13 protein-coding genes are annotated in these 12,935 nt (G+C 64.6%); 7 read left to right on the forward strand and 6 right to left on the reverse strand.

Features of this window, described 5'->3' with window-relative positions:
- Positions 1-59 precede the first annotated feature (59 nt).
- From WDX12_RS07685 to WDX12_RS07700, 4 genes are all read left to right on the forward strand, one after another.
- On the forward strand, positions 60-1,289 hold the full coding sequence (locus WDX12_RS07685) for an ABC transporter substrate-binding protein (protein ID WP_320297519.1): 1,230 nt from the start codon (positions 60-62) through the stop codon (positions 1,287-1,289).
- A 190-nt stretch (positions 1,290-1,479) separates the two neighbouring features.
- Positions 1,480-2,349 carry a carbohydrate ABC transporter permease gene (locus WDX12_RS07690; protein ID WP_434725585.1) on the forward strand — a complete coding sequence of 290 codons (870 nt, stop codon included), beginning with the start codon at positions 1,480-1,482 and terminating at the stop codon, positions 2,347-2,349.
- Positions 2,350-2,360: 11 nt separating this feature from the next.
- Positions 2,361-3,185, forward strand: a complete 825-nt coding sequence (locus WDX12_RS07695) for a carbohydrate ABC transporter permease (protein ID WP_434725586.1) — start codon at positions 2,361-2,363, stop codon at positions 3,183-3,185.
- 20 nt (positions 3,186-3,205) lie between these two features.
- Positions 3,206-4,732 (forward strand): M81 family metallopeptidase, encoded by a 1,527-nt coding sequence (locus WDX12_RS07700; protein ID WP_434724460.1) that lies wholly within the window; start codon positions 3,206-3,208, stop codon positions 4,730-4,732.
- 109 nt (positions 4,733-4,841) lie between these two features.
- Here the strand turns inward: WDX12_RS07700 and WDX12_RS07705 are convergent, their stop codons facing one another.
- The 6 genes from WDX12_RS07705 to WDX12_RS07730 all read right to left on the reverse strand — a co-directional run bounded on the left by WDX12_RS07705 (position 4,842) and on the right by WDX12_RS07730 (position 10,304).
- Positions 4,842-6,896 carry a M3 family metallopeptidase gene (locus tag WDX12_RS07705; protein ID WP_434725587.1) on the reverse strand — a complete coding sequence of 685 codons (2,055 nt, stop codon included), beginning with the start codon at positions 6,894-6,896 and terminating at the stop codon, positions 4,842-4,844.
- A 96-nt stretch (positions 6,897-6,992) separates the two neighbouring features.
- A complete protein-coding gene (locus WDX12_RS07710; protein WP_434724461.1) occupies positions 6,993-7,409 on the reverse strand; it encodes a nuclear transport factor 2 family protein in 417 nt (138 codons plus the stop codon).
- Between the two features lie 10 nt (positions 7,410-7,419).
- Positions 7,420-8,061: a carbonic anhydrase gene (locus WDX12_RS07715; protein ID WP_320297514.1), complete on the reverse strand. Its 642-nt coding sequence runs from the start codon at positions 8,059-8,061 to the stop codon at positions 7,420-7,422.
- 248 nt (positions 8,062-8,309) lie between these two features.
- A complete protein-coding gene (locus WDX12_RS07720; protein WP_434724462.1) occupies positions 8,310-9,086 on the reverse strand; it encodes a DUF429 domain-containing protein in 777 nt (258 codons plus the stop codon).
- 69 nt (positions 9,087-9,155) lie between these two features.
- The gene (gene pdxY, locus WDX12_RS07725) at positions 9,156-10,040 is read right to left on the reverse strand and encodes a pyridoxal kinase PdxY (protein ID WP_320297512.1); all 885 of its coding nucleotides are present in this window, start codon (positions 10,038-10,040) and stop codon (positions 9,156-9,158) included.
- Positions 10,041-10,052: 12 nt separating this feature from the next.
- The gene (locus WDX12_RS07730) at positions 10,053-10,304 is read right to left on the reverse strand and encodes a hypothetical protein (RefSeq protein WP_434724463.1); all 252 of its coding nucleotides are present in this window, start codon (positions 10,302-10,304) and stop codon (positions 10,053-10,055) included.
- 152 nt (positions 10,305-10,456) lie between these two features.
- On the opposite strand from WDX12_RS07730, the gene WDX12_RS07735 reads away from it, so the two are divergent.
- From WDX12_RS07735 to WDX12_RS07745, 3 genes are all read left to right on the forward strand, one after another.
- Complete coding sequence (locus WDX12_RS07735; RefSeq protein ID WP_434724464.1) at positions 10,457-11,104, forward strand: LemA family protein; 648 nt, start codon at positions 10,457-10,459, stop codon at positions 11,102-11,104.
- Between the two features lie 164 nt (positions 11,105-11,268).
- A complete protein-coding gene (locus tag WDX12_RS07740; RefSeq protein ID WP_434725588.1) occupies positions 11,269-12,114 on the forward strand; it encodes a TPM domain-containing protein in 846 nt (281 codons plus the stop codon).
- A gap of 6 nt (positions 12,115-12,120) precedes the next feature.
- Positions 12,121-12,759 carry a TPM domain-containing protein gene (locus tag WDX12_RS07745; RefSeq protein ID WP_434724465.1) on the forward strand — a complete coding sequence of 213 codons (639 nt, stop codon included), beginning with the start codon at positions 12,121-12,123 and terminating at the stop codon, positions 12,757-12,759.
- Positions 12,760-12,935 lie beyond the last annotated feature (176 nt).

Consider the following 12,935-nt stretch of genomic DNA (forward strand, 5'->3'; position numbering starts at 1 on the left):
AACATAAATCCTGTGCTCACAAGAGCCAGGCGCCAACGTGCATCAATGGGAGAAATCAGATGAGCCTTGCGAAATGGACTGCCGGCCTGTTGGCCGGAATGAGCATGCTGGCTTTTGCCGCACCCGCCGATGCCGGCGAGGTGCGCGTCACCGTCGCCGAATACAGCGCCAAGACCGGCCCCTATTTCGAGGAAGTGAAGAAGGAGTTCGAAGCGGCCAATCCCGGCATCACCATCAAATATGAAGTGGTGCCGTGGGATGTGCTCTTGCAGAAACTCACCACCGACATCACCGCCGGCACCAATGCCGACCTTTCGATCATCGGCACGCGCTGGCTGATCGACTTCGTGCAGCAGGATGTCGCCGAGCCGCTCGACAGCTACATCAAGCCCGAGTTCAAGGACCGCTTCATCGACACCTTCCTGAAGCCCTCTATCATGGACGGCAAGACTTACGGCCTGCCGATAGCGGCTTCCGCGCGCGCCATGTACTACAACAAGGAATTGTTCGAGAAAGCCGGCATCGCCAAGCCGCCGGCGACCTGGACCGAACTGCAGGAAGACGCCCGCAAGATCAAGGCCCAAGGCGCCTTCGGCTACGGCCTGCAAGGCAAGGAGATCGAGACCGACGTCTATTACTACTATGCGATGTGGTCCTTCGGCACCGAGATCCTCAACAAGGACGGCACCTCCGGTCTGAGCACGCCCGGCGCGCTCGAAGCCGCCAAGCTATACAAGTCGATGATCGACGAGGGCCTGACCGAGCCAGGCGTCACCTCCAACAACCGCGAGGACGTGCAGAACCTGTTCAAGCAGGGCAAAGTCGGCATGATGATCACCGCGCCCTTCCTGTCCAACCAGATCAAGGACGAAGCGCCGAACCTGAAATACGGCGTCGCGGCCATCCCTGCCGGCCCGACCGGCGCGCGCGGCACCTACGGCGTCACCGATAGCATCATCATGTTCAAGAACTCCAAGAACAAGGATGAGGCCTGGAAGCTGCTCGACTTCCTGTTCACCAAGGAGCAGCGCGCCAAGTTCACGCAGGGCGAAGGCTTCCTGCCGGTGAACAAGGAAGAGGCGAAGATGGACTATTACGTCAACAACGCCGACCTCGCCGCCTTCACCGCGCTGCTGCCCGACGCCCGCTTCGCGCCGGTCATCCCGGGCTGGGAAGAGATCGCCCAGATCACCTCCGACGCCATGCAGAAGATCTATCTCGGCGGCGACCCCGAGGCCGGCTTGAAGGATGCGGCGGCCAAGGCCGACGCCGTGCTGAAGAAGAAATAAGGGCGTATCTCCCTGCGCCCGTGGCGCGCTCCACCCCGTCGGGGCGCGCCACATCTTTCCCGATACCCGCAATCCGGAACGCGCGTGGCTATTCCGCGCCGGGCAAGCCGCAGCCGGATTGAGCCAAGCCGGCAAATCGGCGAAATTCATCCGCAAGTCCTATCCATCGCAACACGGTGCCATCCAGCCGATGCAAAGCCGGATCCTGCCTTACCTGCTGACGCTGCCCAGCCTGTTTTTGGCGGCAGTGGTGATCTTCTGGCCGGTCTGGGATCTCGTGCAGATCTCGACGCATGACGTGAACCGCTTCGGCCAACTGCGCGACTTCAGCGGCCTGGTCAATTTCTGGGCGCTCGCCGTCGATCCCGATTTCGTCGCAGCACTTTGGCGCACCGGCCTATGGACCGTGCTGGTGGTCGGCGGCGCGTTGCTCTTGTCTGTTCCGGTAGCAATCATCCTCAACACCGACTTCTACGGCCGCGACGTTGCCCGCGTCATCATCATGCTGCCCTGGGCGGTGTCGCTCACCATGACCGCGGTGGTCTGGCGCTGGGCGCTCAGCGGCGAAAGCGGCATGTTGAATTCGGCGCTGATGAAGCTCGGCCTGATCAGCCAGAACATCCAGTGGCTGGCGAGCGCCGGGACCGCCTTCCCGATGCAGGTTCTGATCGGCATATTGGTGACGGTGCCCTTCACCACCACGATCTTCCTCGGCGGCCTTTCCTCGATCCCCGACGATCTCTATGAGGCGGCGGCGCTCGAGGGTGCGACGCCCTTGCAGCAGTTCCGCGAGATCACCTTTCCGCTGTTAAAGCCCTTCATCAACATCGCGATCGTGCTCAACACCATCTATGTCTTCAACTCCTTCCCGATCATCTGGGTGATGACTCAAGGGGGACCGGCGAACTCGACCGACATTCTGGTGACCCATCTCTACAAGCTCGCCTTCCGCATCGGCAAACTGGGCGAGGCGTCCGCGGTGTCGCTGGTGATGTTCGCCATCCTGCTCGTCTTCACCATGATATATGTGAGGCTGGCCATGCGGGAGCAGCGGGCATGACAAGTACGCTTATGACGGGCAAGCTCAAACGCACCATCATCGCCTGGCTGCTGCTGGCTCCATTGATCGTGGTAACGATCTTCCCCTTCGCCGTGATGTTCCTCACCGCCGTCAAGCCGCGCACCGAGGTGTTGACCCCCACCTGGTGGCCGAGCGAATTCCGCTGGTCGAATTTCGCCGACATGTGGGTGGCGACCGGCTTTGGCCAGGCGCTCGTCAACTCGCTCTATGTCTCTGCGCTGGCGACAATCGGCGCGATCCTGATCTCGGTGCCCGCGGCCTACGCCATGTCGCGCTTTCGTTTTGCCGGCTATGGCGCATTCCGCCAGTTCCTACTGATCTCGCAGATGATCTCGCCGATCGTGCTGGTGCTCGGCCTGTTCAGGCTGATGGCCGCCTGGGGGCTGGTCGAGAGCACCACCGCGCTCGGCTTCATCTACATGGCCTTCAACGTCGCCTTCACGGTGTGGATGCTGCAGAGCTATTTCGACACCATTCCGCGCGACCTCGAGGAAGCCGCCTGGATGGAAGGCGCCGGCCGCTGGCTGACGCTGCGCAAGGTGTTCCTGCCGCTTTGCCTGCCGGCGATTGCCGTCACGGCGATCTTCACCTTCATCAACGCCTGGAACGAATTCGTCGTCGCGCTCACCATGCTGCGCAGCCAGGAAAGCTACACGCTGCCGATCCAGGTTTTCTCGCTCGTCGCCGGCCGCTACACGATCGAATGGCATCATGTCATGGCGGCCACGCTGCTGGCCACCCTGCCGGTGGCGATCCTCTTCATCTGGCTGCAGCGCTACCTTGTCCGCGGACTGGCGCTTGGGGCCGTAAAATAAGCATCCACTACGGAGCGTTCATGCGCATCTTCACCGCCTCGCTGGCGACGGAAACCAACACCTTCTCGCCGGTGCCGACCGACCGGGCCTCGTTCGAGATGGCCTTCTATGCCGGCCCGGGAAAACATCCGGAGACGCCGACGCTTTGCTCCTCGCCGATCGTGGCTTTGCGCAAGCGTGCGGACAAGGAAGGGCTAACGGTTATCGAAGGCACCGCCACCTGGGCGGAGCCCGGCGGGCTGGTGCAGCGGCAGACCTATGAGGCGTTGCGCGATGAGATCCTCGATCAGCTCAAAGCCGCCTTGCCGGTCGATGCCGTCATCCTCGGCCTGCATGGCGCGATGGTCGCGCAAGGCTATGACGATTGCGAAGGCGACCTGCTGGAGCGTGTGCGCGCCATAGTCGGGCCGAAAGTGGTGATCGCCTCGGAGTTCGACCCGCACAGCCATCTGACGCCGAAGCGCGTCGCAGCTTGCGATGTCATGGCCTATTTCCTCGAATTTCCGCACACCGATTTCTACGAGCGCGGCGAGCATGTCGTCGAGCTCGGCCTTGCCGCGGCGCGGGGCGAGATCAAGCCGGTGATCTCGACCTTCGACTGCCGCATGATCCAGGTGCTGCCGACCAGCCGCGAGCCGATGCGTTCCTTCGTCGACAGGATCAAGGCGCTGCACGGCAAGGATGGCGTGCTGTCGGTCTCGGTCATCCATGGCTTCATGGCCGCCGACGTGCCCGAGATGGGCACGCGCATCCTCGTCGTCACCGACAACGACAAGGCGAAAGGCGACAAGCTCGCCGAAACGCTGGGGCGCGAGCTTTACGCCTTGCGCGAAAAGACCGCGATGACGATGCTGTCTGCCTCAGCCGGTATCGAACAGGCGCTTGCCGTGCGCGCCAAGCGCCAGGACAAGCCGGCGGTGATCGCCGACATCTGGGACAATCCCGGCGGCGGCGTGCCGGGCGACGGCACCATCGTGCTGCGCGAGCTGCTTTCGCGTGGCGTGCGCAATGTCGGCGTGGCCACGATCTGGGATCCGATCGCGGTGACCTTCTGCCATGCGGCCGGCGAAGGCGCCGTCATCGACCTGCGCTTCGGCGGCAAGGCCGGCCCTCAGGCCGGCGAGCCGATCGATGCCCGCGTCACGGTGCTGAAGGCGGTCGACGAAGGCTGGCAAAGTTTCGGCCCGAGCCGGGTGACGCTGGGGCCATCGGCGGTGGTGCGCATCGAAGGCACCGAAGTCGATGTCATCCTCAATACCAACCGCACCCAGACCTTCGAGCCGGACATCTTCTCCAACATCGGCATCGATCCGCTGTCGAAAGACATCCTCCTGATCAAATCGACCAACCATTTCTACGCCGGCTTCGAACCGATCGCCGCCGAGATCATCTATGTCGCGGCGCCGAGTTCCTATCCGAGCAATCCAGCGAAGACGGACTACAGGAAACTGAAGCGGGCGATATGGCCAAGAGTGGCGGATCCGTGGAAGGATAAGGCTCCCCCTTCTCCCCTTGTGGGAGAAGGTGTCGCCGAAGGCGACGGATGAGGGGTGCTCCAGCGGAATGAGGCGCTGGCGTTCCCTGGAACACCCCTCATCCGTCTCGGCGCTGCGCACCGATCCACCTTCTCCCGCAGGGGGAGAAGGGAAAGGCGCGCTACACCAGCCCCCGCTTCACCATCATCGCCTCGGGCGAGGGCATCTTGCCCCGGAACGCCGTGTACAATTCCTCCGGATCCTTGGACCCGCCCGCGGCGTAGATGTTCTTCCTCAGCCGCTCGGCCAGCTCGGGATTGAAGGCATCGCCCGTCTCCTCGAAGGCCGAGAAGGCATCGGCGTCGAGCACTTCCGACCACATGTAGGAATAATAGCCGGCTGAATAACCGTCGCCGGCGAAGACATGGCCGAAATGCGGGGTGCGGTGACGCATCGCGATCGTGTCGGGCATGTGCAGCTTTTCGAGCGTCTCGGCTTCGTAGCGCAGCGGCTCGGCCGGCGCGTCCGGTCGCGCGTGATAGGCCATGTCGATCAGCGCCGAGGCGGTGAACTCGACCGTGGCGAAGCCGGCGCCGAAGGTGCGGGCGGCGAGCATCTTGTCCAGCAGCGCCTTCGGCATCGGCTTGCCGGTCTTGACGTGCAGCGCGTGCTTTTCCAGCACCGCCGGCACCGTCAGCCAATGCTCGTAAAGCTGCGAGGGCAGTTCGACGAAGTCGCGGCTCACGGAAGTGCCCGACACCGATGGCCAGGTCACGTCGGTCAGCATGCCGTGCAGGGCGTGGCCGAACTCGTGGAACAGCGTCTTCGCCTCGTCGACCGACAGAAGCGCCGCCTCGCCGGCCGGCGGCTTGGCGAAATTCATGATGTTGTAGATGACCGGCGTGGCCCCGTTGCCCAATTTGTAGCCGGACCGCAGCGCGCTCATCCAGGCGCCGGAGCGCTTGGAAGGCCGCGCGAAATAATCGGCCAAGAACAGGCCGCGTTCGCTGCCGTCGGCGTTCTTCACCACGAACGCGCGGGCATCTGGATGCCAAACCGTGATGCCCTTCTTCTCCTCGAAGGTGATGCCGAACAATTTCGTGGCGACGTCGAAACAGGCGTCGATGACACGTTCGAGCTGCAGATAGGGCTTCAGCTCCGCCTCGTCGAAGGCGAATTTCTCGGCGCGCAGCTTCTCCTGGTAGAAGCGCCAGTCCCAGGCCGCGAACTTCTCGTTGCTGCCGGCTTCGGTCGCCAGCCGCTCCAGCTCCTTCTGGTCGGCGGCGGCCTTCTCCAGCGCCTTTTCCCAGACCGGATCGAGCAGGTCGTGCACGGCCTTGGGCGTCTTGGCCATGGTGTCGTCGAGCTTCAGCGCCGCGAAGGAGCCGTAGCCAAGCAGCTTCGCCTTCTCGGCGCGAAGCTTCAGCATGTCGCGCACCACATCGGTGTTGTCGGAGGCGCCGCCGTTCTGGCCGCGCATGATGAAGGCGCGGAAGGCCGTCTCGCGCAGGTCGCGACGCTCGGAGAAGGTCGAGAACGGCTCGTAGATCGAGCGTGACAACGTCACCGCGTAGCGGCCCTTCTGCCCCCGCATCTCGGCGGCTTCGGCCATGGCGCTCTTCAAAAAGTCCGGCAGGCCGGCGAGATCGGCCTCGTCGAGGAACAGCGCCCAGTCGCGCTCGTCGGCGAGCACATTCTGGCCGAATTTGGTGCCGAGCGAGGAGAGCTCCTCATTGATGGCCGCGAGCCGCTTCTTGCCTTCGGCATCCAGTTTCGCGCCCGAGCGGACAAAGCCCTTCCAGGTCTTTTCCAGCACGCGCAGCGTCTCGGGATCGAGCTTGAGGCTGTCGCGCCGCTGATAGAGGTCGTCAATGCGGGCAAACAGCTCCTCGTTCATCGAGATCGCCGAGAAATGCCGCGACATCTTTGGCGAGATGTCGCGCTCCATCGCCTGGATCGTGTCGTTGGTGTGGGCGCCGGCCCGGCACCAGAAGATCGAGGACACGTGGTCGAGCGCCTCGCCGGCGAGCTCCAGCGCCGCCAGCGTGTTCTCGATGGTCGGCGCCTCGCTGTTGCCGGCGATCGCGTCGATCTCGGCCCGGTGCGCCGCGAGCGCCGCGTCGAAGACCGGGCCGAACTCATCGTCGCCGATGCGAGAGAAATCCGGCAGGCCGAGCGGCCCTTGCCAGACGGTCAGCGGATGGGCGGCGAGGTCGACGGTTTTTGACATGGGCAGATCCAACTGGGGAGTTCGGTGAATTGAGAGGCGGGGCTGCCCCGGATGTAGGGCGATGCCGCGCATCGCGCAACTCGGGCCGCCCCCGAATATATTTCAGTAGCCGCTGCAGTCCTGCGCGACCGCCGTCTGGGTGCTGGCGGCGATGCGGCCGCCGGCGACGGTGAAGGTCTCGCGCATCAGCGTGTCGTTGCTGGGGAAGTCGTAGCAGGCGAGCACCGTGGTCTCACCGTTCTCGCTCTTTTCGATGCGATGGCGGATCACGGCGCCCGCGACCGCGCCCTGCCATTCGTCGATCGAGGCGATGAAATCCCGCTTGGTCTGGACGACGCCGATGTCGTCGAGGTTCAAGCGCACATTGTCGGCAAGCAGCTCGGAAAGTTCGGTGCGGTCGGCGACCAGCAGCGCCGAATACCAGCGGTCGATGATGGCGCCGTCATCGGCGCTGGCGCGGACGATCGTGGACGCCAGCAACGCCGCCGCGAGAAAGAACCGCCACCAGCTCCGGTGCATCGCCCCTCCGCTACAGCTCCGGCCTCTCGAAATCGCCGGTTTCCTTGTTCATCACCCAGAGCTCGCCGGACGAGATGTCGAACCAGGCGCCGTGCAGCGTGAGCCTGCCCTTGCCTTCAAGGATCGAAACGCAGGGAAAGGTCCGGAGATTGGCGATCGAGTAGCGGACGGAAATCCGCTCCAGCGCGGTCTGGCGCTCGGTTGCCGTCATCATCGTGCTGGCGGCCACGGTCTCGGCGGCCGGCGCGATCAGGCTCATCCATTTGCCGATGAAGTCGCCGGGCGACAGTGGCGCGGAGTTGGTGTCGAGCGCGGCGCGGATGCCGCCGCAGCGACCGTGGCCCATCACCACGATGTTTTTCACCTTGAGGCTCTGCACGGCGAATTCGAGCGCGGCCGAGGTCGAATGGAACTCGCCGTCCGGCTCATAGGGCGGCACCAGATTGCCGACATTGCGCAGCACGAAGAGCTCGCCCGGCCCGGCGTCGAAGATTGCTTCGGGGGCGGAACGGGAATCGCAGCAGGCGACGATCATCGTTTCCGGCGCCTGGCCTTCCCGCGCCAGCGAGCGGTAGCGTCCGCTTTCGGCGGGATAGCGGCCGTTCATGAAGTTCCGATAACCGTTCAGCAGATGTTCGGGAAGATGGGGCATGGGCGGCTAGAGCCTTTCCGGGGTTGGAGACGGCAGCTCGTTGCGATCGAAAAAGCCTCTAACGGCAAAAGCCGGTCGCGGGCAATGCCGAATTGCGGATCGCCCGGTCGCAATCGCGATGCGACGAGAGCATGGTGCCGAAAAGTGTGAAGCGGTTTCGGGCGACATCATGCTCTATCTCTTTGACGCAGAGCCGGATGATTTCGAGTCGATTCGACCTGAAATCATCCGGCTCCAGCGTGGCTTGACTACGCCCAGATAGCGACCGGAATGCCGAACCGGTCGGTCAGCGGCGGATCGGGCGAAGGCCGCGCCTCCCCGCTGGCGATACGCCCGGCAATCAGCATCATGGCCGCTGCGTCGAGGAAGTCGTCGCTCGCCGCGCCTCGTGGCGGCGCCTGGTCGAGAAAGCGCCTGTCATAGCCACGCCGGCAAAGCAGCGCCTTGCGCTCCTCCATGCCGGCCGGGTTGACCGCGCCCTTGATCTTTTTCGGCAGCGCCATCGCCGTGCCGCCATTCAGCCGGCAGAACGCCACTTCCGGATGCGATTCGAAGATGCGGCCGCGCAAATCCGGCTTTGCGATCAGCAACGCGTCGATCTCGCGTATCTTCGAAAAGATCCCGAAGGCCTGGATGGAAACGCCGCGCGGCGGGTCGGAGGTCTCCATCGCCACGGCGCTTGCCAGCCGATGCGCCGCGTACCAGGCCTCGATCGTGGTGAAGTCGCTGGTATCGGCATAGAGCGCCGCCCGCGAGGGAATGGCGAACACGCTCGATTGCCGCGCGCCGAGCAGCGGCCTCACCAGCGCCTCCGGTCCGCGCCCGCCTCTGCTCGAAAAATCCGGCAGGCCGATCGGCATGTCGACGGCAATCGTGGCATCGGGCAGCGCGTCGAGCAGCGCCTGGAAGCTCGGGAATGCCGAGACCGATGGCGGCTTGTCCAGTTTGCGATGGACGGCGATCCAGCCGGCCTTGCAGCCGTCGACGCCTGCGAGAGCGGGATGCAAATTAGTAGACGTTAGCATCCCGCTCTGTCTGTTTGCTTGGCCGCATTTCTGCGACGCCAAATTCCATTTGGCTGCAAAATGCTCGGTTCACGCCCGCTTGTCCCGCCCGGGATGCAGGAGATGGCGCAGTTGCACCATGGCCATCGGGTGCGACAGGCTCTGCGCATCCGTTTCGAGCTGCAGCTCGTCGCCGCCGCGCTTGGCGGTGCGGGCGAGGATTTCGTAGACGGCGGCGGTGGTCGATTGCAGCGCCTTGACCGGCGCCTGGCCGGAGAGAACGCGCGCCAGATAGACGGCGGCCGTCAGGTCGCCCAGCCCATTCGGCGGCTTCTCGATCACACGGTGCTCGGCAAGCAGCGCCTGGCTGCCGTCGAGCAGGAAGTTGCCGATGCCGCCCGCCATCATCGCGGGCGCCGAGGTCACCAGCATGGTCGAAGGGCCGGCATGCAGCGCCGCTGCCGTCACCGCCTTGATGTCGGGCAGCGGCGCGCCCGCCATCCATTCCAGCTCATAGCGGTTCGGCGTCGCGATATCGGCGATCGGCATCAATTTGTCGCGCATGGCGACTGCCGTCGGTTCCGGCACGTAGAGCCCGCCGGAATCGCCCATCACCGGGTCGCAGATGTAAAGCGCGTTCGGCGTCCTTTCCTTGACCGCGGCGACCAGCGAGGCGACCGCCTCCGCCTGACCGGCTTCGCCGAGATAGCCCGACAGCACGGCCCGGACCTCGCCCAGCCAAGGCGCTCGCTCGAGATCGGCCATCAGCGCCTTGAACTGGTCGAGCGGTGGCACGATGCGCGTGGCCCGGCTGTGGCCAGGATGCCAGGGTAGGATGACGGTGGGCACCGCCCAGACCGGGAAACCCAGCGTCTCCAGCGCGAAGACGGCGGCGCGGTTGCCGACCGAGCCGCGGGCGACATGGCTGGAGATGACGATGACCGCGCGCGGCGCGTCGGTTTTTTCTGCGCTCATGAAATTCGGTTCCTAACCGCCAAGCGTGGCGGCATACACCAGCCAGGCCAATAGCCCAATGGCAATGACGAAGCCGAGCGTTCGGCCAATGCGGGTTCCCCAGTATTCGATGGGATCGGCGCGGTCGGCGTCGGCGGCGGTGACACGGTCGCGCGCATCCTTCGCCGTGCGGACGATGAACGACGCGCCGCCCGGCGCCGTCTCGCGCGCCACACGTTCGAGGATGCGGCGCGATTCGGTCTCGTCGTCCCGGCGCTCGGCCATGGCAATTGCCCTTTCCTGCCCGGACCTTAGCCTGTTCGCGCTTCTATTCACAGTGGCTCGCGGCCGAGCCGGAGCAGCGTCATCAGCCGGGCATTTTCTTACGCGTGGATTGTGGTAATGCTTCGCCTGCAACTTCTATCGAGGGACCAATCATGATCACCGAGCGCCTCTCACTGCCCTCCCCCTTCCGCAGCCTGCCCGCCTTCCTGATGATGGCTTTCGTGCTGCCGCTGCTTGCCGGCTGCGGCTACAACACCATTCCGACCGCGGAAGAGAACGCCCATGCGGCCTGGAGCGAGGTGCTCAACCAGTATCAGCGCCGCTCCGACCTGATCCCCAACCTGGTCGAGACGGTGAAGGGCTACGCCTCGCATGAGAAGGATACGCTCGACGCGGTCGTGGAGGCGCGCGCCAAGGCAACGCAGATCACGGTGACGCCGGACACGCTGAAGGATCCCGAAGCGCTGAAGAAGTTCCAGGATGCCCAGGCCGGGCTGACCAGCGCGCTATCGCGGCTGATCGCGGTGTCGGAAGCCTATCCCGACCTCAAGGCCAACCAGAACTTCCTCGCGCTGCAGGCGCAGCTCGAAGGCACCGAGAACCGCATCGCCGTTGCGCGCCGCGACTACATCCAGGCGGTCAGGGACTACAATCTGACGCTCAAGACCTTCCCGTCGGTGCTGTGGGCGACCTTCTGGTTCCGCGGCAACGAGCCCTTCGCGAACTTCACGGTCGATGAGGACAAGATGCAGGTGCCGAAGGTCGATTTCGGCACGAGCACCACGAAGCAGGGCGGGTGAGAGCGACTTAGCTTATCGAGCCAGCCTTGAGTTCCGTCACCCCCCTCTCTGTCCTGCCGGACATCTCCCCCTCAAGGGGGGAGATTGGCTGTGCCGTCGACGGCGCTCCCCTTGCAGCGATGGAGATTGGCGAAGGCCAAGGTGCCGTCCAATCTCCCCCCTTGATGGGGAGATGTCCGGCAGGACAGAGAGGGGGGCCTCGCACCAACCTTTCCTTCGTCGGCGTTTTGCTCGCCCTTCTCCTCCTCCCCGTCTTCGCCCTCGCCGCCGACCTCCCCGCGCTGACCGGCCGCGTGGTCGACAATGCCGGCATCATCGATGCCGGCACGCGCGCGGCGCTGACTCAAAAGCTCGCGGACTTCGAAACCAAAGGCTCCGACCAGATCGTCGTCGCCACCATACCCAGCCTCGGCGGCGAGGAGATCGAGCCTTACGCCAACCGGCTGTTCCGCTTCTGGAAGCTCGGCCAGGCCAAGGAAAACAACGGCGTGCTGCTGCTCGTTGCGCCCAACGACCGCAAGATGCGCATCGAGGTCGGCTACGGGCTGGAAGGCACGCTGACCGACCTGCACACCAAGCTGATCATCGAGAACGACATGGTGCCGGCCTTCCGCGCCGGCGACTTCTCCGGCGGCATCACCAAGGCCGTCGACGACATGATCATGGTGCTGGAGGGCAACCCGGAGGAGTTGGAGGCGCGCGGCAAGCGCAACGAGCAGGCGCCGTTCAACTCCGACGATCTGTTCTTCGCCATCTTCATCACCATCTGGGCGCTGATCTTCTTCGGCGGCATCGCGATGACGGTGCTGCCGCCGATCTTCGGCCAGAAGATCGGACCCGGCCGCTACCGCTGGCTCGGCATGACCTTCGAACCCGGCCGGCGATCCTCCTCGTCGAGTGGCGGCGGCTGGTCGTCGGGCGGCGGAGGTTGGTCGTCAGGGGGTGGCGGTGGCGGGTTTTCCGGCGGCGGCGGCTCGTCCGGCGGCGGCGGCTCTTCGGGAAGCTGGTGAGGCACCATGGCAACGCGATCGATCAGCGCCGAGGACCATGACCGCATCGCCGAGGCGATCCGGACTGCCGAGCTGAAGACCGACGGCGAGATCTACTGCGTCGTCGCACGTTCGAGCGACGGCTACTTCTTTCCGGCAGCGTTCACGACGACCATCGGCCTGTTCATCGCCAGCCTCGCCGTCGCCTATGGGCTGGAGGGCTTGTGGCTGACCATCCGGCTCCCCCATTTCGCGCTGGCGCAGCTGCTGGCGCTGGCTTCGGTCTTCGCCTTGCTCTGGCTGTGGCCCACCTGGCGCATTCATTTCGTGCCGAGAAGGCTGCGCTATCAGGCAGCGCATGCCAATGCGATGAAGCAGTTCCTGGCCCGCAACGTCCACCGCACGCAGGCCCGCACCGGCGTGCTCATCTTCGTCTCGATAGCCGAGCGCTATGCCGAGGTCGTCGCGGATTCCGGCATCGATGCCAAGGTCGGCCAGCATGTCTGGGACGGCGTGGTGCGCGATCTTACGAAACATGCCGGCGACGACCGGCTGGCCGACGGCTTCGTCAAGGCCATCGGTACGGTCGGCGCGGTGCTCGCCGAGCATTTCCCGGTCACCGAAGGCGACACCAACGAGCTCGACGACCACCTCGTCGAAATCTGACTAGTTCCCGCATTGGGATCTCTTGACCGGTCGGCTCTGTTGCGTCGGCAGGCGGCATGCCTTGGGGATTGGCCGAAACGCCCTTCGCGATCGTCATTCTAGGGCGGAGCAGGAGCGAAGCTCCGTCGCGAAGACCCTAGAATCCATGCCGTTACCTTCGCCAGAGCGTGCAACGG

Origin of the sequence: Mesorhizobium sp. RIZ17 (assembly GCF_051127865.1) — a bacterium.
In the GTDB taxonomy this organism is placed as follows: domain Bacteria; phylum Pseudomonadota; class Alphaproteobacteria; order Rhizobiales; family Rhizobiaceae; genus Mesorhizobium; species Mesorhizobium humile.